This is a genomic window from Pseudomonas sp. NBRC 111133 (genome assembly GCF_001320605.1).
In the GTDB taxonomy this organism is placed as follows: domain Bacteria; phylum Pseudomonadota; class Gammaproteobacteria; order Pseudomonadales; family Pseudomonadaceae; genus Aquipseudomonas; species Aquipseudomonas monteilii.
Window position 1 is genome coordinate 1 of record NZ_BCBJ01000096.1, and the last position, 18,215, is coordinate 18,215.

Genomic DNA, 18,215 nt, shown 5'->3' on the forward strand with positions numbered 1-18,215 from the left:
ATGTGTGCCACGCCACAAAATTCAAGCCAAGAACCCAGGAACCGATTTTTTGCGCAAAGCCATACTGTTCATCCTCATGCTGCTCACCGCCTGCAACCAAGGCCCCACCCTGGAGCGCCTGGGTGGCCCGACCATGGGCAGCAGTTACAGCATCCAGTACGTCCGTGAGCCCGGCGGCCCGGCGCCGGAACAGGTGCAAGCAGCGGTCGAAACCATCCTGGGCGACATCGACCAGCACTATTCGACCTACCGCGCAGACTCCGTCGTCAGCCTGTTCAACCAGTTGCCCGCCAACCAGTGCCTGGCCCTGCCGCCCGACATGCTCGAACTGGTCAACCTTGGCCAGCACCTGGCCGAGCAGAGCGATGGCGCCTTCGACCTCACCGTCGAGCCCCTGCTCGACCTGTGGGGCTTTGGCCCTCAGGCCCGCCACGAGCAGGTGCCGGACCCGCAAGCCCTGGCCCAGGCTCGTCAGCGCGTGGGCTATCGGCACTTGCACATCAAAGGCCCGGCCCTGTGCAAGGATGCCCCGGTGCAGCTCGACTTCAACAGCATTGCCGCCGGCCATGCCGTCGACCTGATTGCGGCTCGCCTGCAAGCCATGGGGGTAACCCGCTTTGTCGCAGAGGCCACTGGCGAGCTCAAGGCGGTCGGCCGCAAACCCGATGGCAGCCCTTGGCGCATCGCCCTGGAACTGCCCCGTGAAGACCGCCAGATCGCCCGGCAGATCATCCCGGTCAATGGCCTTTCAGTATCAACCTCGGGTGACTATCGGCACTATTTCGAGCAGAATGGCCGGCGCTATTCGCACGCCTTCGATGCCCGTCTGGGGCGCCCGGTGCAACATGACCTGGCCGCCGTCACCGTGCTGCACGCGTCGGCGCTGCAGGCCGACGGTTATTCGACGCTGCTGCTGATCCTTGGCCCTGAGCGTGGCTGGGATTTTGCCCTGGCGTATGGCCTGGCTGCGGTATTGGTGACTCGGGCCGAGGGTGGCTTCGTCTCCCGAGCTACGCCCGCATTCGAACGGGCGGTGAAAGGCGATTGAAAGCGCAGGCAGGGATGATTGCCGCCAGGGAATGGGTAAACCATATGTAGTGCGGGCGAAATTGGCCTACGACGCGACCAAGGGTTAATGTGCGCGGCGTTCACGCTTGATTAGACTGCACCCGAATTTTCTCATGACGCCCCGGCGGCATGATCGCGCCCCGCGAGCGACCGTGGCTTGCGGGCCAGTTCTGAAGGAGTACGCATGGCTGTCTACAACTACGACGTAGTGGTGCTGGGTTCCGGCCCGGCCGGTGAAGGCGCGGCAATGAACGCCGCCAAAGCAGGGCGCAAGGTAGCGATGGTCGATGACCGTCGTCAGGTCGGTGGCAACTGCACCCACCTGGGTACCATCCCGTCCAAGGCACTGCGTCACTCGGTGCGGCAGATCATGCAGTTCAACACCAACCCGATGTTCCGTGCCATCGGTGAGCCGCGCTGGTTCTCGTTCCCGGACGTGCTGAAAAGCGCCGAGAAGGTGATTGCCAAGCAGGTGGCATCGCGCACGGGCTACTACGCCCGTAACCGCGTTGACGTGTTCTTCGGCACCGGCAGCTTTGCCGACGAGCAAACCGTTGAAGTGGTGTGCCCGAACGGCGTGGTGGAAAAACTCAACGCCAAGCACATCATCATCGCCACTGGCTCGCGCCCGTATCGCCCGGCCGATATCGACTTCCACCACCCACGTGTGTACGACAGCGACACCATCCTCAGCCTCAGTCACACCCCGCGCAAGCTGATCGTGTACGGCGCCGGCGTGATCGGTTGCGAATACGCCTCGATCTTCAGCGGCCTGGGCGTCCTGGTAGAGCTGGTGGACAACCGTGGCCAGCTGCTGAGCTTCCTGGATTCGGAAATTTCCCAGGCGCTGAGCTACCACTTCAGCAACAACAACATCACCGTGCGCCACAACGAAGAGTATGAGCGCGTCGAAGGCCTGGACAACGGCGTGGTCCTGCACCTGAAGTCGGGCAAGAAGATCAAGGCCGACGCCTTGCTGTGGTGCAACGGCCGTACCGGCAACACCGACAAGCTGGGCCTGGAAAACATCGGTATCAAGGTAAACAGCCGTGGCCAGATCGAGGTCGACGAGGCCTACCGCACCAGCGTGCCGAACATCTACGGTGCAGGCGATGTGATCGGCTGGCCAAGCCTGGCCAGTGCCGCCCATGACCAGGGCCGTTCGGCGGCTGGCAGCATCGTCGACAATGGCAGCTGGCGCTTCGTCAATGACGTGCCGACCGGCATCTACACCATTCCGGAGATCAGCTCGATCGGCAAGAACGAGCAGGAGCTGACCCAGGCCAAGGTGCCGTACGAAGTGGGCAAGGCCTTCTTCAAGGGCATGGCGCGTGCGCAGATCGCCGGCGAGCCGCAGGGCATGCTGAAGATCCTGTTCCACCGCGAAACCCTGGAAATCCTCGGCGTCCACTGCTTCGGTTACCAGGCTTCGGAAATTGTCCACATCGGCCAGGCGATCATGAACCAGCCGGGTGAGCACAACAACCTGAAGTACTTCGTCAACACCACGTTCAACTACCCGACCATGGCCGAAGCCTACCGGGTAGCTGCTTACGACGGCCTGAACCGGCTTTTTTGAGCGGCTCCGACCGGTGGCCTGAGCCGGTCGGAGAGACCGATTTCAACCCTACCCGAGGGTGGTCTTGGCCAAACCGGGAAAGTCTGTAATCAGGCTGTCCACGCCAAAGTCAGCGAGCCGGCGCATCAGTGCCGGTTCGTTGACCGTCCACACCGACACGTGCAAGCCCTGGCCCTGTGCTTTGAGCAGGCGCTCGGGGGTGCACAGTGTCCAGTTCAGGGCCAGCATCTCGCAGCCGTAGTTCTGCGCCACCTTCAACGGGTCGAGCCAGGCGTATTCGGCTACCAGCCCGCGTTTCACGTCCGGCACCAGTTCCTGGGCTGCGCCCAATACTTCGCGTGAGCTGGAGGTGATGGTGACCTTGTCCAGCAGGCCGTATTGCTGGGCCAGTTCGCGGATCGCCAGTACGGTGGTGGCGGCGCGGGTGCGCGAAGCGCTCTTGACTTCCAGCTGCCAGTGCTCGAACGGGCACTTCTCGAACAGTTCTTCCAGTTTTGGAATAGGGCAGGGCTGCACATGGCCCGGGCCGCCTTTACGTGCGTCGATTTTCACCAGGTCGGCGGCCGGGTGCTCGACCACCTTGCCGCGTTTGCCGGTGGTGCGCTTGAGGGTAGGGTCGTGGATCACCATCAGCTCGTTGTCGGCCGACAGGTGCAGGTCCAGCTCGCAGCGGGTGACGCCGTGGGACAGGCACTGGCGAAAGCTGGTCAGGGTGTTCTCGGGTGCTTCGCCCTTGGCGCCGCGATGGCCGTAGATCAGGGTCACGTTCGTTCCTTCAAATCAGGGGGAAATGGGCTCAGGAGGCGGGGTCGTTCTGTTCCAGCTGCTGGCGCCGTTGTTGTTGCTGGCGCTGCAGGATGTAGCGGGCCAGCAGTTGACGCTGGGCGTCGGTCATGTCGGTAAACTCGGTGCCGACCTCGAAGCCGCCCTCCGGGCGCGGGTCGCAATGGGTGACCTTGCCGCGCAGCAGCAGGCCATGGGCACGCGGCATCAGCACCATTTTCACTTTTACCCGGGTGCCGGGTTCAATCTGCGTGGCCTGGACGAATTCGATACCGCCTTCGGAGATGACCACCGGCAGCGGCTGGCCGACTTCGCCAAGCAGGGTTTGCGCAACCACCGCGCTAAGCAAGTCGAGGCGCTTGTTCTGCGCCCGCAGAAAGGCAGCGAGGGTGCGGTCCTTGTCACTCAGCTGGCGCAGCAGGTGCTGCGACTCGAAGTCGGACAGATGCAGTTCGCTGAGCAGGTTGAACAGCGGGGAATCATCTTGCAACACATCTGGGTCGAGGGCTTCGGCCGCGCTGAGGGGGCTTATTTGAAGTGCGATCCGATCTTCGATGCGGTAGTATTCGCGGCGATCTTCTTCGTCTAATGTCGTCATGGCGAACCCAAGGTAGCGGCGGTGGTCCGAGTGTAAAGCCGCCGTAGGCGCCTCGCCACAAGGACGTTCCCTTTCATCCGAACAAGCCCCGACATGTTCAGACCTCTTTTCGCATTCATCGGTACGCGTTATACCCGTGCCAAACGCCGTAATCACTTCGTCTCGTTCATTTCCCTGACCTCGATGATCGGCCTCGCCCTGGGCGTGGTGGTGATGATCGTGGTGCTGTCGGTGATGAACGGTTTCGACCACGAGATGCGCACCCGCGTGCTCGGCATGGTCCCGCATGCCACGCTGGAGAGCGGCCAGCCCATTACCGACTGGCCTGCCCTTGCCCAACAAGTAAAGCAGAATCCGCAGGTGGTGGCGGTAGCGCCCTTCACCCAGATGCAGGGCCTGCTGACCCATGACGGCAAGGTGCAGAAGGTGCTGCTCAACGGCATCGACCCGGCCCGCGAGCGCGAGGTGTCGATTATCGACAACTTCATTTTGCAAGGCCGCCTCGACCAGCTGGCGCCGGGCGAGTGGGGCATCATGATCGGCGACAAGGCTGCGGCCAAGCTGGGTGTGGCCATTGGCGACAAACTCACCTTCGTCGCCCCGGAAGTCAGCGTGACACCGGCCGGCATGTTCCCGCGCATGAAACGCTTCACCGTGGTGGGCACCTTTCATGTGGGTGCGGGCGAGATCGACGGCTATCTGGGCCTGACCAACATCAGCGACCTGTCCCGCTTGCACCGCTGGAAGCCCGACCAGGTACAGGGCCTGCGCCTGAAATTCGACGACCTGTTCCAGGCGCCGCGGGTGGCCTGGAGCATTGCCCAGCAGCTGGGTGACCAGGAGTACTACAGCCGCGACTGGACCCGTACCCACGGCAACCTGTACCAGGCCATCCGCATGGAAAAGGCCATGATCGGCCTGCTGTTGCTGCTGATCGTGGCGGTGGCGGCGTTCAACATCATTTCCACGCTGGTGATGGTGGTGAACGACAAGCGTGGTGACATTGCCATCCTGCGCACACTGGGCGCCACGCCCGGACAGATCATGCTCATCTTCATGGTCCAGGGCACGGTAATCGGGGTGATCGGTACCCTGATCGGCGCCGTGGTCGGGATTGTTGCCGCGCTGAACGTGAGTGCGGCGATCGCCGGTATCGAGAAACTGATCGGGCACAAGTTCCTCAACGCCGACGTGTACTTCATCGATTACCTGCCCTCGCAGATCCAGGCCCAGGACGTGTACATGGTCTGCGGTGCGGCGCTGGTCCTGAGTTTCTTCGCCACCCTGTACCCGGCCTGGCGTGCGGCCCGCACCCAGCCTGCAGAGGCGCTACGTTATGAGTGAGTCGCGCATGAGTGATAAAGCCGTTCTGAGTTGCCGCAACCTGGGCAAGTCCTACGACGAGGGCCCGGAGTCGGTGCAGGTGCTGTCCGGGCTCAACCTGGAGCTGCATGCCGGTGAGCGCATTGCCATCGTCGGTAGCTCGGGCTCTGGCAAGAGTACCTTGCTCAACCTGCTGGGCGGCCTCGACCGTCCGACCCAGGGCAGCGTCTGGCTGGCCGGCGAAGAGCTGTCGGCGCTGGGCGAGCGCGCCCGTGGCCTGCTGCGCAACCGTGAGCTGGGCTTTGTCTACCAGTTCCACCACCTGTTGCCAGAGTTTACCGCCATCGAGAACGTGTGCATGCCGCTGCTGATCGGCCGCACGCCCATCCCCGAGGCCCGTGAGCGCGCCGAGGCGCTGCTCAAGCGCGTGGGCCTGGGCCATCGCCTGAACCACAAGCCGGCCGAGCTGTCCGGCGGTGAGCGCCAGCGTGTGGCGATTGCCCGGGCCTTGGTCAACCGCCCTGGCCTGGTGATGCTCGACGAGCCGACCGGCAACCTCGACCACCATACCGCCCAGGGCATTCAGGAGCTGATGCAGGAGCTGTCCAGCGCTTCGCGCACGGCGTTCCTGGTGGTGACCCACGACCTCAACCTGGCGCGGCAGATGGACCGTGTATTGAAGCTCGACGACGGCCACCTGGTGGCCATCTGATCGACTGCCCGGGGTGGCTGGTGCCGCCCCGTTTTCCTGTTTTCACTGGGTGATTCCGTACATGTTCAGACCCTTGCCCATTTTCATCGGCGCGCGCTACACCCGAGCCAAGCGTCGCAACCACTTCATCTCGTTCATTTCGATGACCTCGATGATCGGCCTGTCGCTGGGTGTGCTGGCGATGATCGTGGTGTTGTCGGTGATGAACGGCTTCCAGCGTGAAATGAGCGCGCGCATTCTTGGCCTGGTGCCGCATGCCGCCATCCTGGGCGTGCAGCCGATGGACGACTGGCACAAGGTGGCCGACACGGCCCTGCAGAACCCGGCGGTGATGGCGGCAGCGCCGATTACCGAAATGGAAGGCATGCTGTCGTACAAGGGGGCGATGCAGCCGATCCAGGTGGGCGGTATCGACCCGGCCGAAGAGGGCAAGGTCTCTATCGTTGGCCAGCACATCGTGCAGGGCCGCTTGCAGGACCTGCGGCCGGGTGAGTTCGGTGTGGTCATCGGCGAACTGACGGCGCGTCGCTTCCGCCTGAACACCGGCGACAAGCTGACCCTGATCGTGCCGGAAATCAGCAAGGAGCCGGGCGGCATTACCCCGCGTATGCAGCGCCTGACCGTGGTCGGTATTTTCAAGGTCGGCGCCGAGCTGGATGGTTCGCAGGCTTATATCCACGTGGCGGATGCCGGTGAGATGCAGCGCTGGGCGCCGGGCCAGGTGCAGGGCGTGCGGTTGAAACTGCATGACCTGTACGCCGCGCCGCAGGTGTCCAAGGCCATCGCTGCCGGGCTGGGCGATGCCTACCGCGCCGATGACTGGTCGCACACCCAGGGCAGCCTGTTCAGCGCCATGAAGATGGAAAAGACCATGATCGGCCTGTTGCTGATGATGATCATCGCGGTGGCCGCATTCAACATCATCGCCACCCTGGTGATGGTGGTGAACGACAAGGGGCCGGACATTGCCATCCTGCGTACCCTGGGCGCCACGCCCGCGCAGATCATGGGCACGTTCATGGTTCAGGGCAGCCTGATCGGCATTGTCGGCACGTTGATTGGTGGCGTGCTGGGGGTGATTGCGGCGTTCAATGTCAGCCAGATCGTTGGATGGCTCGAGCGGGTGAGCGGGCAGCACATCTTTACGTCGGATGTGTACTTTGTCAGCAGCTTGCCGTCGCAGTTGCAGTGGGGGGATGTGGCGATCATCTGCACGGCGGGGTTGGTGATGAGCTTTTTGGCGACCATTTACCCGGCATATCGGGCATCGCAGGTGCAGCCGGCGATTGGCCTGGCGGTTTGATGTTTACCTGAGAGTCTGGGAGCGGCCTTGTGTCGCGATGGGCTGCGAAGCAGCCCCCAATTTCACCGATCCTGAGTGAACTCGATCAAAAACCGCGTCCACCCATCCTCGCATTCCGCCCGGATGCACCCGCCATGGGCCTGCACGATCGACCGGGTAATCGCCAAACCCAACCCCGCATGCTCGCTGCTGCCTTCCCATCGCGCCGGGTGGACCCGGTAGAAGCGGTCGAACAACCGTGGTAACGCTGCAGGGTCGATAGCCTGCCCGGTATTGGCCACGCAGATTGTAGGCCCCGGCTCCAGCGTCACCCTTATCTGCCCGCCCGCCTGCGTAAAGCGCATGGCGTTATCCAGCAAGTTGGACAACGCTCGCCGCAGCATATGCCGGTCGCCCTGCAGCACGGCCTCACCCTCGCGCAGCATCTGCACACCGCTGTCCTCGGCCAGTGGCGCGTAGTACTCCAGCAGAGCATCCACTTCTTCATGCAACGCCAGCGGCGCCTGCCCCGGCACCAGCAGGCCGTGATCGGCCTTGGCGAGGAACAGCATGTCGTTGATCATCTGCGCCATCCACAGCAGCTCTTCCAGGTTGCCATGCAGTGCTTCGCGGTACTCCTCCAGGCTGCGTGGGCGGGTGAGGGTGACCTGGGTGTGGGTTAACAGGTTGGATAGCGGTGTACGTAGCTCGTGGGCGATGTCGGCAGAGAATGCTGAAAGCCGCTGGAAGGCATCATCCAGGCGCTGCAGCATGGCGTTCATGCTGGCGGCCAGTTCGGCCAGCTCCTCGGGCATCTGCGCCACCGGCAGGCGTGTGGTGAGCGAGCGTGCCGACACGCCAGCGGCCACCTGGCCCATCTGCCGCAAAGGGCGTAGCCCACTGCGTGCGGCCCAGGCGCCGAGCAGCGCGGTGGCCAGTGCCGACAGGCCGACGGTTAGCCAGATCAACCGTTGCATGCCTTGCAGGAAGTGCTGGTGGTGGGTGATGTCCAGGTAAAGGGTGAGTTGCGGCGACGGTGTTGTGCCTTGTGCCAGGTGCACGGCCAGGCTGCGGTAGTCGGTGCCTTGCGCGTGCAGGGTAGCCAGCCCGGCGGGCCGTGGTGCCTGCGGCAGCCCTGTGCGGCTTTCGAACCAGGTGGTGCCGTCGTTGCCGCTGATGCGCAAGGCCAGGTCGGCCTGGTGGCTCAGCTCATCGTGCAGGGCGGGCAGGCGGGCCTGTAAATCTTCCGGCGTGCTGATGCCGGCCAGTTGTGTGCGGAACAGCGACAGGCGCGAGTCCAGCAATTGTTGGTCCAACTCGACGAAATGCTGCTCGCTGGCCTTGCTGAACAACAGGCCGGCGCCAAGCGAGACGGCTGCTGTGCAGGCGGCGAACAACAGGGCCAAACGGCTGCCGAGGGAAAGCCTGCGCATCAATCTGCACGCTCTTCGAGTACATACCCCATGCCGCGTACGGTGTGGATGAGTTTGTTGGGGTGCAGGTCGTCAATCTTCAGGCGCAAGCGACGGATCGCCACCTCGATCACGTTGGTGTCGCTGTCGAAGTTCATGTCCCATACCTGCGAGGCAATCAGCGATTTTGGCAGCACCTCGCCCTGGCGGCGCATCAACAGTTCGAGCAGGGCGAATTCCTTGGCGGTCAGGTCGATACGCTGGCCGGCGCGCTCGGCGCGGCGGCGGATCAGGTCCAGGCGCAGGTCGGCCAGGCTCAGGGTGGTGTCCTGGCTGGGGTTGGTGCCACGGCGCAGCAGGGTGCGCACCCGGGCCAGCAGCTCGGAAAAGGCAAAGGGCTTGACCAGGTAATCGTCGGCGCCCAGCTCCAGGCCGTGCACCCGGTCTTCGACGGCGTCGCGTGCGGTGAGGAACAGTACCGGCGTGTCGAGGCCGGCCTGGCGCACCGCTTGCAGGATTTGCCAGCCATCCCGGCCGGGCAGCATCACGTCGAGGATCAGCAGGTCATGGTCACCGGTCAGCGCCAGAAACTGGCCGGTTTCGCCATCGGTGGCCAGTTCGGTGGCGAAGCCGGCTTCGCTCAGGCCCTGGCTCAGGTACTGGCCGGTGCGGGTCTGGTCTTCGACGATCAGCAATTTCATTGGGTAGCTTGCCTCCAGCAAGGGCCGGGTGATGCTTGAAATGATACGTGACTATCCTGGCCGTCACTCAAGCTGACAAAGTTGTAATCTCCCTGTCAGGTTGCTGCCAGCCGTCCCTGACTAAGGTGGCCTCATACTGTTGCGCATGCCCGGAGTCATCATGAAACACCTGTTCATTGCCGCCACCCTTGCCTTGGTCAGCCTGCCGGCCTTTTCTGGCGAGCCGCAAACCTTCGCCTTCGGCGAGCCGGCCCCGGCGGCCAAAGCCACCCGCACGGTGGAGGTGGTGCTCAAAGACATTGCCTTCGAGCCCAAGAGCCTGCAGGTAAAAGCCGGTGAGACGGTGCGCTTCGTGCTGGTCAACGAGGGCAAGCTGCCGCACGAGTTCAACCTGGGTGACAAGGCCATGCATGCCGAGCACCAGAAAGAGATGGTCGCCATGCAAGGCAAGATGTTCACCCAGGCCATGAACCATGAAGGCATGGACCACGGCCAGATGATGGATCACGGTGGCGGCCATGGTCACGGTGGGGGCAATACCGTGCTGGTAATGCCCGGCCAGCGCGCCGAGCTGACCTGGACCTTCCGCCAGTCGGCGCCCATCGAGTTTGCCTGCAACGTACCAGGGCATTACCAGGCCGGTATGGTCGGGGCCTTGACCATCGAGTGACTTGCCCTGCAAGGCGGGGTGCAAAACCGGTAAACTAGGGGCAATTTCGAACCTCTAGGTCAGTTTCCATGCATCCCGCTGCCGAACACTCCCCGCTGGGCAAATCCAGCGAATACATTGCCACCTACTCCCCGGAGCAGCTGTTCCCGATCCCGCGTACTGCCAAGTGGGCCGAGCTGGGCGTCACCGCGCAGACCCTGCCCTGGCAGGGCGTGGATTACTGGAACTGTTTTGAGCTGAGCTGGCTGCTGCCGTCGGGCAAGCCTGTGGTGGCGATCGGCGAGTTCGCCATTCCGGCTGATTCGCCGAACATCATCGAATCCAAGTCGTTCAAGCTGTACCTCAACTCGCTGAACCAGACGGTGTTCGCCTCGCTGGGCGAGTTGCAGGCGTGCCTGGAGAAAGACCTGTCCGCTGCCGCTGGCAAGCCGGTGGGCGTGAAGGTGCGGACCTTGGCCGAGGTCGAGGCCCAGGGTGTGGTGGCTTTGCCGGGGCTGTGCATCGATGCGCTGGATGTGGCCATCAGCAACTACGAGCAGCCGCAACCAGAACTGCTACGCTGCGACCCGGAGCGGGTGGTGGAAGAAATCTTGCACAGCCACCTGCTGAAGTCCAACTGCCCGGTTACCGGCCAGCCGGACTGGGGCAGCGTGGTGGTCGAGTACAAGGGCAGGGCGCTGGACCACGCCAGCCTGCTGACCTACCTGATCAGCTTCCGCCAGCATGCCGACTTCCACGAGCAGTGCGTGGAACGCATTTACCTGGACTTGAAGAACCTGCTGCAGCCGGAGCACCTGACGGTGTATGCGCGCTATGTGCGCCGGGGTGGGCTGGACATCAACCCTTACCGCAGCACCGGGGCGATCAGCCCGCAGAACACGCGGCTGGTTCGGCAGTAAGGTATGGGGGCCGCCAAGCGGCCCCCGGCTATTTCAGATCCCCATGCTGTGCAGCGAGTTGGCAATGCTGCGCAGGGTGGCGGTGAGGTCGGGGTGGTCGGCCTCGAAGCGTTCGATCGCCAGGTTCACGCCATCCACCAGGTTGTTGTCCGGCGTAGCTTCCTCAAGTTTCAGTTGCGCCTCGATCTGGCGCGCTTCTTCGTGCAACGCGGCCAGCTCGTCTTCCGAAAGCGGTACGTTGCGGTCCAGTTGCTCGCGCAAGCTGTTCAGGCGCTCTTGCAATTCGCGGGCAGGCATTGGTAGTTCTCCATCAATGGCTTGGCAAGCCATGGACCTCAGCGAAGCGGCAAAGGTTCTGGCCTGTCTTCAGCGTAATCCACCTGCCGCCGCTTTGCATGATCCGTGTCAAAGGTGCTGTATCAGGGTTTTTCACCTTTGCGCCGGCGCTGCGCGATGTCCTGCAGGCAGGTATCCAGCGCTTCGAGGTGGTCGATCACCGAATGCACGCCCAGGCTGAACAGCTCCAGCGTCGCCTTGCCGCGGGCCAGGTCCTGTTCCTGTGTGCTCATGGCTTGCCAGTGCTGCGAGCTGCGGTCGCAGAGCGGGCTGCAGGCGGCCAGTCCTACCGTCCACAAGCCCGCATTAAGGCCCGACTGCAGCAGGCGCGGGTCGCCGCTGACCAGCACGCAGCCGTCCAGGCGTTCGCTGTCCAGGCTCATCAAGGCCTGCCAGCAGGCGTTGGGCGCTGGCCAGCGGACGCCGTTGACCAGGTGCCCTGGCAGCCAGTCGGGCAGCACATGGGCCAGGCGTTTGCTGTGGGCGGCGGTGAGGTCATCCAGCCAGATGCACGGCACCTGGCGATGACGCAGGCTGGCAAGGGTGGCCAGTGCGCCGGGGGCGGGTGAGGGGGCGCCGCCATTGGCAGCCTGCACCAGGCAGCCGCGCAAGCCGAACAGCACAGCAGTGAAGGCGGGTGCAGCGTCCATGGCAACGTCCCCCAAATAGTCCGCAGGCTATTCGCTGATTGTTACCGGCCTGTGACAGGCTCGCTCGCGCAACAGTTGTTCACAAAATACTGAGCAAAAATGTGTAAAGCTGTTTATCAGGCCGCAAGCCTCTATACTGCCGCCTTACCAGCAGCGCGCCCCGTTGCGCGTGCGGCCGAGAAATTCGATGGAGAGACATCTATGCGTAGGATCGGTGCCAGTGTGATCGAACGAGTCACCCAGGCCTGTGTCTGCGCCAGCTTGCTGCTGGCGCCCGTGGCAGCCACCCAGGCCGCCACCGAGGAAGATCCCTGGGAAGCGGTCAACCGCCCGATCTTCCGTTTCAACGATACCCTCGACACCTATGCCCTGAAGCCATTGGCCAAGGGCTACCAGGCGGTCACCCCGCAGTTCCTTGAAGATGGCATCCACAACATCTTCCGTAACCTGGGCGACGTGACCAACTTGGCCAACGACCTGCTGCAGCTCAAGCCCCATGCAGCGGGCGTGGACACTGCGCGGCTGATCGTCAACACCACGTTCGGCCTGGGCGGCTTCTTCGATGTGGGCACCAAGATGGGCCTGCAACGTAATGACGAGGACTTTGGCCAGACCTTGGGTTATTGGGGCGTGCCGAGCGGCCCGTACGTTGTCATCCCGCTGCTGGGGCCGAGCACCGTACGTGACGGCGTAGCCAAGTACCCGGACACCTACACCAAACCCTACCGCTACATAGACCATGTGCCGACGCGTAACTCGATCTTCGCCCTGGACGTGATCGACACCCGTGCCGACCTGCTGTCGGCCGAGAAGCTGATTCAGGGTGACAAGTACATCTTCATTCGCAACGCCTACCTGCAGAACCGCGAGTTCAAGGTGAAGGACGGCGAAGTCGAAGACGACTTCTGATCCGTAGGCCTGGGGCTGCAACGCGGCCCCAGGTTCAGTGCATCGCCAGAATCCGCAGCCCGAACTTCTGCTGCCCGCCCGGCTGATCGGCAATCCATACCACTTCGGTACTGGCATGCAGCCCTTTCAGCGCCGGGTGGTCCGAGTCGATCCGCACCTCGATATGATCCCCCACCAGAAAGCGCTGCGGTGCCTGCACCTGCATGCCGCCGCTGGAGAGGTCCAGGCACACCGCCGCAATCACCTGGCCTTCATGCAACAGGCTCACCTCGGTGTCGATGCGCATCCGGATAAAGTCGCGTTTCTCGCTGTGGCTGGAGGGCGTGTGGGGCATGCTGCATCCTTCCCATCGGGTTGCGCTGGTCGACTTTCTTATAACTCCCGGTGATTTGCCCTGTAAAGAGCGGCGAGGTCGACCCTTGCATGCTTGAAACCCCTGCCGGATGGGAGTACCGTCTGCGCCTTACAAGGTAGCGCTCACAGTTGCCGGAGAGTTGCCGGGCAGGTGTTCTTGTCCTACAACTCAAGTAGAGTGTGACCATAAAGAATTCCCGTAGCTGGCCGTCTGCCTTGCCGACACCGCTGCACCAACCTAAATCGGCGCCGTTCGCCCACATGCAGAAAACCAGTGCAACGCTGCTGATCATCGATGACGACGACGTGGTCCGTGCGAGCCTCGCCGCCTATCTTGAAGACAGTGGCTTCAGCGTCCTCCAGGCTGGTAATGGCCAGCAGGGGCTTCAGGTCTTCGAAGAACACCAGCCCGACCTCGTGATCTGCGATCTGCGCATGCCGCAGATGGGCGGCCTCGAACTGATCCGCCAGGTCAGCGAGCGCGCGCCGCAGTTGCCGGTGATCGTGGTGTCGGGTGCCGGCGTCATGAGTGATGCGGTGGAAGCGTTGCGCCTGGGCGCCGCCGACTACCTGATCAAGCCGCTGGAAGACCTGGCCGTACTCGAGCATTCGGTGCGCCGCGCCCTCGACCGCTCGCGCCTGGTGCTGGAAAATCAGCGCTACCGCGACAAGCTCGAAGCCGCCAACCGCGAACTTGAAGCCAGCCTGCACCTGCTGCAGGAGGACCAGACCGCCGGTCGCCAGGTGCAGATGAACATGCTGCCGGAAAGCCCCTGGGCAGCCGGCGAGTTCGCTTTCGCGCACCAGATCATTCCGTCGCTGTACCTGTCGGGTGATTTTGTCGATTACTTCCGCGTGGACGAGCGGCGCATTGCCTTCTACCTCGCCGATGTTTCCGGGCATGGCGCGTCGTCGGCCTTTGTCACCGTGCTGTTGAAATTCATGACCACGCGGCTCATGTTCGAGCTCAAGCGCAGCAAGATGCGCGAGTTCAAGCCGTCGGAAGTGCTGAGCCATATCAACCGCGGCCTGATCAACAGCAAGCTGGGCAAGCACGTCACCATGGTCGGCGGTGTGATCGACGAAGAGTCCGGTCTGCTGACCTACGCCGTTGGCGGCCATTTGCCGCTGCCGGTGCTGTACACCCCCGATCATGTCCGCTACCTGGAAGGCCGTGGCCTGCCGGTGGGGCTGTTCGAAGAGGCCACCTACCAGGACCTGGTAGTGGAGCTGCCACCGCAGTTCAGCCTCAGCCTGATGTCCGATGGCATTCTGGACCTTTTGCCGGGTGACACGCTCAAAGATAAAGAAACCGCCTTGCCGGAGATCGTCAAGGCAGCAGGTGGCAGCCTGGATGGGCTGCGTCAACGATTTGGATTGGCTACGCTTGGGGAGATGCCGGATGATATCGCCCTATTGGTGTTGAGCAGGAACCTTCAATGAGTACCGGTAGAATCCAGTTCGCCGAGCAGAGTGGTACCTTCGTACTGAAATTTGTCGGTGAAGTGCGCCTGACCCTGTGTTCGGCGCTGGATGCGACGATCGAGAAGATTTTCACGGCGTTGAACTTCTCGGCGATTGTCATCGACCTGACTGAAACCGAAAGCATCGATAGCACCACCCTGGGCCTGTTGGCCAAGCTGTCGATCCTGTCGCGGCAGAAGGTGGGCCTGCTGCCGACCGTGGTTACCACCAACCCGGACATTTCCCGGTTGCTGCAGTCGATGGGCTTCGATCAGGTGTTCAACATTGTCGATCGCCCCATTCCGTGCCCGGAATGCCTGACCGACCTGCCATCGCAGGACCAGAACGAAGATGTGGTGCGCTCCAAGGTGCTAGAGGCGCACAAGATCCTCATGGGCCTGAACGACTCCAACCGCGAAGCGTTCCATGATCTGGTCAGTGCGCTGGAGCGAAGCTGACCTGTTGCCAGGCTAGCGCCCGGCAACAAACTCGGTCGCTTCAGCGCCGTCGGCATCCAGCTGAAATACCCGCACTGGCCGCCCCTGTTCGTCGAAGAACACCTGCCCCAACCCCGCGCCATTCCACAGCCGCTCTCCAGCCTTGCTGTGGCTGGGCGTGCGCGGTACCACTTCCATCTGCCGGCGCCTGGTGAACCAGTTCAACGGCGAGCGTGGCGAATACAGCCAGCGGTTGAGCCGGTCGAGCACATCCAGCAAACGCCGGGGGAACTCGTTCTTGATCCCGCTGCTGGTCACCTGCCACAAGTGCGGGCTGCGCTGGCGGTGGCGGATCAGCACTTCATAGACGAACGAGTAGTGCACATCCCCGGACAGCACCACGTAGTGCCCCGGTGTACGGGAGTGGCGGAAGATGTTGAGGATGACCTGCGCCGCCCCCCGGTGGGCCATCCAGTTTTCGGCATCGACCAAGAGTGGATAGCCCAGCCAGCTGAATACCTTTTGCACCGTCTCGATCAGCTTCACGCCAAAAATCGGCGCTGGTGACACGATGACCGCTGACGGGTGGTCGAGCAGTGCTTGCTGCAGCTCGCTCAGCGCCTCCCAATCGAGCAGGCCGGACGGTTTGGCCAAACTGCTTTCACTGCGCCAGCGGCGGGTGCGGGTGTCCAGCACCAGCAGGGGCGGGTTTGTGGGCAGGCTGAATTGCCAGCCCTGGAAGCGCAACAGCGCGCCGATCAGCTCATCCTGGTGTTGGCCGGTCAGCGCCTGGCATTGCTCGGTCAGTGGCTTGCAGCCGTCCGGGTTGTTACCCCAGGCCTGGCACAGCAGGTAGCCGAGCAGGGCGTTGCCGATGATGCGCCGCGAGAACGGATGGCCGTAGGCGGTTTCTTCCCACTGTGCCGAGAGGTTCCAGTCGTCGGTGATGTCGTGGTCGTCGAAAATCATCAGGCAGGGCAGGTGGGCCATCACCCGCGCGACCTGGCCGAGGTTGTCGGCAAACGCCTCGATCAGTGGCAGCTCTTGCCGGTAACGGGCCTGGCGCTGGTCGGTAAGGCCGGTGGGCATGTCCAGGTTCACCAGTTGCCAAGGCACCGGTGACCACACCAGCAGGTACATGGCCATGACCTCGGCGAAGGTCACCAGGTGGTTGTCGGCGTTGCTGGACGAGAAAATCGGCTTGCGCTTGCCGCCGAAAAAACGCTTGCGCAGGGTGTCGTTGTGTTCCTGCGCCGGCAGCAGGTCGGCGCGGTGGTAGTAGCTGGCCGGGTGCTGGTACAGCGCCTGGCTATCAGGCACCACCGCACCCTCCAGTTGCTCGTCGAACAGGCCCAGGCGCGCGATCAGGCTATGGATGGCGCGCAGCATGGGGCCGGCGACATCGTCGGCGTACACCTGGTCGCCGGTCATCAGCAGCACGGCCGGGCGGTCTTCAGGTTGCTTGCAGGTTTGCAGCAGGCGGTCGGCGCACAGCAGGCCATCGGCAGCAGGGTGGTGCGGCTTGCGGCAGGAACCGTGCAGCAAGTGATTGAGGCGATCGCGCAGCACCAGGCTTGGGCGCTGGGTGCCGGGGTAGAGCAGGTGCGGTGCCCAGCCCGCGATGCCCTGGCCGTTGATGAGCAGGTCGTAGTCAAGCAGCTGGTTGCAGGGCAGAGGGTGGTTGAAGTGGATGTCCAGCAGGTGGATGAAGGCGTGCTGGCCGACCGGGATAACCTGGCAATCGACCTGGGCTTCGCCTGCGGGGCAGATGAAATCGGGTTGCAGCGGTTGGGTGGCGACCAGCCAGATGGCTAGGCGCTGGGGCTCCAGGCGGCGCAGTACCGGGCCGGTGAGTACGAGGGGCAAGGGGGTAGAGGAGGTCATCGACAGCTCAGGTGGCTTATCGGGCCTCTTCGCGCCGAACCGCCGCGAAGAGGCCCTGGAATTCAATACACATCTAATGCCAGGGGAAACAAAACGGGCGGAAAATGCTGAACACTTCCCGCCCGTCAGGCAAACCCGAACTGTATCAGGCCTTTTCAGCCATCAACTTCTCCAGTTTTTCCTGGTCCCGCGCAAATTGGCGGATACCCTCGGCCAGCTTCTCGGTGCCCATGGCATCTTCGTTCATCGCCCAGCGGAACTGGCTTTCATTCAGCTGCTGCTTCGCCTCACCGCCATTGCCCGGTTTCAGCACCTGCGGCAGCTCGCCCTGGTCATCGCTCAGTTGCTGCAACAGCTCCGGGCTGATGGTCAGGCGGTCGCAGCCAGCCAGCTGTTCGATCTGGCCGATGTTGCGGAAGCTGGCGCCCATGACCACGGTGTTGTAGCCATTGGCCTTGTAGTAGTTGTAGATCCGCGTGACCGACTGCACGCCCGGGTCCTCGGCGCCGACGTATTCCTTGCCGGTGCTCTTCTTGTACCAGTCGTAGATGCGGCCCACGAACGGCGAAATCAGGAACACCCCGGCATCGGCGCAGGCTTGTGCCTGGGCGAAGGAGAACAGCAGGGTGAGGTTGGTCTGGATGCCTTCCTTCTCCAGCTTTTCGGCGGCGCGAATGCCTTCCCAGGTGGAGGCCAGCTTGATCAGCACACGCTCACGGCCAACGCCGGCCGCTTCGTACAGCTCGATCAGCTTGCGCGCCTTGGCCAGCAGGGCCGGCTCATCGAACGACAGGCGCGCATCCACTTCAGTGGAGATACGCCCCGGGATGACCTTGAGAATGCCCGAGCCCACGGCCACTGCGAACTTGTCGCAAGCCAGGTCGACATTGCCCTTGGCATCGGCCTTCACCTGCGTGAGCAGATCGGCGTAGCCCGGGATGGCGGCGGCCTTGAGCAGTAGCGACGGGTTGGTGGTGGCATCGACCGGCTTCAGGCGGGTGATGGCATCCAGGTCCCCGGTGTCGGCGACCACGGTGGTGAACTGCTTGAGTTGTTCCAGCTTGGAGGTCATGGGCGTGCTCTGTCCTGTGCAATGACTCGACATTACCCGAGCCCCGACGGCCGCTCAAGGGCCGTCGAAACCATGCAGGCAA

Annotated in this window: 19 protein-coding genes; 10 read left to right on the top strand and 9 right to left on the bottom strand. The window is 63.0% G+C overall.

From position 1 onward, the window contains the following. Positions 1-49: 49 nt before the first annotated feature. Together APH36_RS22540 and sthA are read left to right on the top strand one after the other, a co-directional pair. Complete coding sequence (locus tag APH36_RS22540) at positions 50-1,048, top strand: FAD:protein FMN transferase (protein WP_060500573.1); 999 nt, start codon at positions 50-52, stop codon at positions 1,046-1,048. Between the two features lie 204 nt (positions 1,049-1,252). Next, positions 1,253-2,647, top strand: a complete 1,395-nt coding sequence (sthA, locus tag APH36_RS22545; protein WP_060500409.1) for a Si-specific NAD(P)(+) transhydrogenase — start codon at positions 1,253-1,255, stop codon at positions 2,645-2,647. 48 nt (positions 2,648-2,695) lie between these two features. Here sthA and APH36_RS22550 read toward each other — a convergent pair whose 3' ends face one another. Beyond that, positions 2,696-3,412, bottom strand: a complete 717-nt coding sequence (locus APH36_RS22550) for a glycerophosphodiester phosphodiesterase (RefSeq protein WP_019096214.1) — start codon at positions 3,410-3,412, stop codon at positions 2,696-2,698. Between the two features lie 31 nt (positions 3,413-3,443). After that, a complete protein-coding gene (locus APH36_RS22555) occupies positions 3,444-4,028 on the bottom strand; it encodes a PilZ domain-containing protein (protein WP_060500411.1) in 585 nt (194 codons plus the stop codon). Between the two features lie 93 nt (positions 4,029-4,121). Here APH36_RS22555 and APH36_RS22560 point away from each other — a divergent pair, with 93 nt between their 5' ends. The 3 genes from APH36_RS22560 to APH36_RS22570 all read left to right on the top strand — a co-directional run bounded on the left by APH36_RS22560 (position 4,122) and on the right by APH36_RS22570 (position 7,366). After that, complete coding sequence (locus tag APH36_RS22560; RefSeq protein WP_060500413.1) at positions 4,122-5,372, top strand: lipoprotein-releasing ABC transporter permease subunit; 1,251 nt, start codon at positions 4,122-4,124, stop codon at positions 5,370-5,372. A 7-nt stretch (positions 5,373-5,379) separates the two neighbouring features. Continuing rightward, the gene (lolD, locus tag APH36_RS22565) at positions 5,380-6,063 is read left to right on the top strand and encodes a lipoprotein-releasing ABC transporter ATP-binding protein LolD (protein WP_171577286.1); all 684 of its coding nucleotides are present in this window, start codon (positions 5,380-5,382) and stop codon (positions 6,061-6,063) included. Positions 6,064-6,124: 61 nt separating this feature from the next. Further along, a complete protein-coding gene (locus APH36_RS22570; RefSeq protein WP_060500415.1) occupies positions 6,125-7,366 on the top strand; it encodes a lipoprotein-releasing ABC transporter permease subunit in 1,242 nt (413 codons plus the stop codon). Positions 7,367-7,428: 62 nt separating this feature from the next. Here APH36_RS22570 and APH36_RS22575 read toward each other — a convergent pair whose 3' ends face one another. Together APH36_RS22575 and cinR are read right to left on the bottom strand one after the other, a co-directional pair. Continuing rightward, positions 7,429-8,781, bottom strand: coding sequence for a heavy metal sensor histidine kinase (locus APH36_RS22575; protein ID WP_060500417.1), 1,353 nt, complete (start codon positions 8,779-8,781; stop codon positions 7,429-7,431). Then, on the bottom strand, positions 8,778-9,458 hold the full coding sequence (gene cinR, locus APH36_RS22580; RefSeq protein ID WP_060500418.1) for a two-component system response regulator CinR: 681 nt from the start codon (positions 9,456-9,458) through the stop codon (positions 8,778-8,780). The genes APH36_RS22575 and cinR overlap by 4 nt, the downstream gene beginning before the upstream one ends. Positions 9,459-9,618: 160 nt before the next feature. On the opposite strand from cinR, the gene APH36_RS22585 reads away from it, so the two are divergent. Next, complete coding sequence (locus APH36_RS22585) at positions 9,619-10,128, top strand: plastocyanin/azurin family copper-binding protein (RefSeq protein ID WP_060500420.1); 510 nt, start codon at positions 9,619-9,621, stop codon at positions 10,126-10,128. Positions 10,129-10,196: 68 nt separating this feature from the next. Then, complete coding sequence (gene queF / locus APH36_RS22590) at positions 10,197-11,027, top strand: NADPH-dependent 7-cyano-7-deazaguanine reductase QueF (RefSeq protein ID WP_060500423.1); 831 nt, start codon at positions 10,197-10,199, stop codon at positions 11,025-11,027. A gap of 33 nt (positions 11,028-11,060) precedes the next feature. Here the strand turns inward: queF and APH36_RS22595 are convergent, their stop codons facing one another. Continuing rightward, positions 11,061-11,324: a DUF4404 family protein gene (locus APH36_RS22595; RefSeq protein WP_019471256.1), complete on the bottom strand. Its 264-nt coding sequence runs from the start codon at positions 11,322-11,324 to the stop codon at positions 11,061-11,063. A gap of 122 nt (positions 11,325-11,446) precedes the next feature. Then, positions 11,447-12,013: a phosphonoacetaldehyde phosphonohydrolase-related protein gene (locus APH36_RS22600; protein ID WP_060500425.1), complete on the bottom strand. Its 567-nt coding sequence runs from the start codon at positions 12,011-12,013 to the stop codon at positions 11,447-11,449. 201 nt (positions 12,014-12,214) lie between these two features. On the opposite strand from APH36_RS22600, the gene APH36_RS22605 reads away from it, so the two are divergent. Continuing rightward, the gene (locus APH36_RS22605) at positions 12,215-12,922 is read left to right on the top strand and encodes a VacJ family lipoprotein (protein WP_060500427.1); all 708 of its coding nucleotides are present in this window, start codon (positions 12,215-12,217) and stop codon (positions 12,920-12,922) included. A 34-nt stretch (positions 12,923-12,956) separates the two neighbouring features. Here the strand turns inward: APH36_RS22605 and APH36_RS22610 are convergent, their stop codons facing one another. After that, the gene (locus tag APH36_RS22610) at positions 12,957-13,256 is read right to left on the bottom strand and encodes a PilZ domain-containing protein (RefSeq protein WP_060500429.1); all 300 of its coding nucleotides are present in this window, start codon (positions 13,254-13,256) and stop codon (positions 12,957-12,959) included. A gap of 281 nt (positions 13,257-13,537) precedes the next feature. Between APH36_RS22610 and rssB the strand changes: the two genes are divergently transcribed. Then, a complete protein-coding gene (gene rssB / locus APH36_RS22615) occupies positions 13,538-14,719 on the top strand; it encodes a two-component system response regulator RssB (protein ID WP_060500431.1) in 1,182 nt (393 codons plus the stop codon). Next, positions 14,716-15,198, top strand: a complete 483-nt coding sequence (gene rssC, locus APH36_RS22620) for an anti-sigma factor antagonist RssC (protein WP_019096598.1) — start codon at positions 14,716-14,718, stop codon at positions 15,196-15,198. Before rssB ends, rssC begins: the two co-directional genes overlap by 4 nt. 12 nt (positions 15,199-15,210) lie before the next feature. Here the strand turns inward: rssC and APH36_RS22625 are convergent, their stop codons facing one another. Then, a complete protein-coding gene (locus tag APH36_RS22625; protein ID WP_060500434.1) occupies positions 15,211-17,061 on the bottom strand; it encodes an alkaline phosphatase D family protein in 1,851 nt (616 codons plus the stop codon). 145 nt (positions 17,062-17,206) lie between these two features. Beyond that, a complete protein-coding gene (tal, locus tag APH36_RS22630) occupies positions 17,207-18,133 on the bottom strand; it encodes a transaldolase (protein WP_060500436.1) in 927 nt (308 codons plus the stop codon). Between the last annotated feature and the right edge of the window lie 82 nt (positions 18,134-18,215).

Excerpts from the sequence above, each read along its gene's own strand:
- cinR (WP_060500418.1), bottom strand. The coding sequence starts at position 9,458 with ATGAAATTGCTGATCGTCGAAGACCAGACCCGCACCGGCCAGTACCTG.
- tal (WP_060500436.1), bottom strand. The coding sequence starts at position 18,133 with ATGACCTCCAAGCTGGAACAACTCAAGCAGTTCACCACCGTGGTCGCC.
- APH36_RS22610 (WP_060500429.1), bottom strand. The coding sequence starts at position 13,256 with ATGCCCCACACGCCCTCCAGCCACAGCGAGAAACGCGACTTTATCCGG.
- sthA (WP_060500409.1), top strand. The coding sequence starts at position 1,253 with ATGGCTGTCTACAACTACGACGTAGTGGTGCTGGGTTCCGGCCCGGCC.
- queF (WP_060500423.1), top strand. The coding sequence starts at position 10,197 with ATGCATCCCGCTGCCGAACACTCCCCGCTGGGCAAATCCAGCGAATAC.
- rssC (WP_019096598.1), top strand. The coding sequence starts at position 14,716 with ATGAGTACCGGTAGAATCCAGTTCGCCGAGCAGAGTGGTACCTTCGTA.
- rssB (WP_060500431.1), top strand. The coding sequence starts at position 13,538 with ATGCAGAAAACCAGTGCAACGCTGCTGATCATCGATGACGACGACGTG.
- APH36_RS22585 (WP_060500420.1), top strand. The coding sequence starts at position 9,619 with ATGAAACACCTGTTCATTGCCGCCACCCTTGCCTTGGTCAGCCTGCCG.
- APH36_RS22605 (WP_060500427.1), top strand. The coding sequence starts at position 12,215 with ATGCGTAGGATCGGTGCCAGTGTGATCGAACGAGTCACCCAGGCCTGT.
- APH36_RS22625 (WP_060500434.1), bottom strand. The coding sequence starts at position 17,061 with ATGACCTCCTCTACCCCCTTGCCCCTCGTACTCACCGGCCCGGTACTG.
- APH36_RS22595 (WP_019471256.1), bottom strand. The coding sequence starts at position 11,324 with ATGCCTGCCCGCGAATTGCAAGAGCGCCTGAACAGCTTGCGCGAGCAA.
- APH36_RS22570 (WP_060500415.1), top strand. The coding sequence starts at position 6,125 with ATGTTCAGACCCTTGCCCATTTTCATCGGCGCGCGCTACACCCGAGCC.
- APH36_RS22560 (WP_060500413.1), top strand. The coding sequence starts at position 4,122 with ATGTTCAGACCTCTTTTCGCATTCATCGGTACGCGTTATACCCGTGCC.
- APH36_RS22600 (WP_060500425.1), bottom strand. The coding sequence starts at position 12,013 with ATGGACGCTGCACCCGCCTTCACTGCTGTGCTGTTCGGCTTGCGCGGC.
- lolD (WP_171577286.1), top strand. The coding sequence starts at position 5,380 with ATGAGTGATAAAGCCGTTCTGAGTTGCCGCAACCTGGGCAAGTCCTAC.
- APH36_RS22555 (WP_060500411.1), bottom strand. The coding sequence starts at position 4,028 with ATGACGACATTAGACGAAGAAGATCGCCGCGAATACTACCGCATCGAA.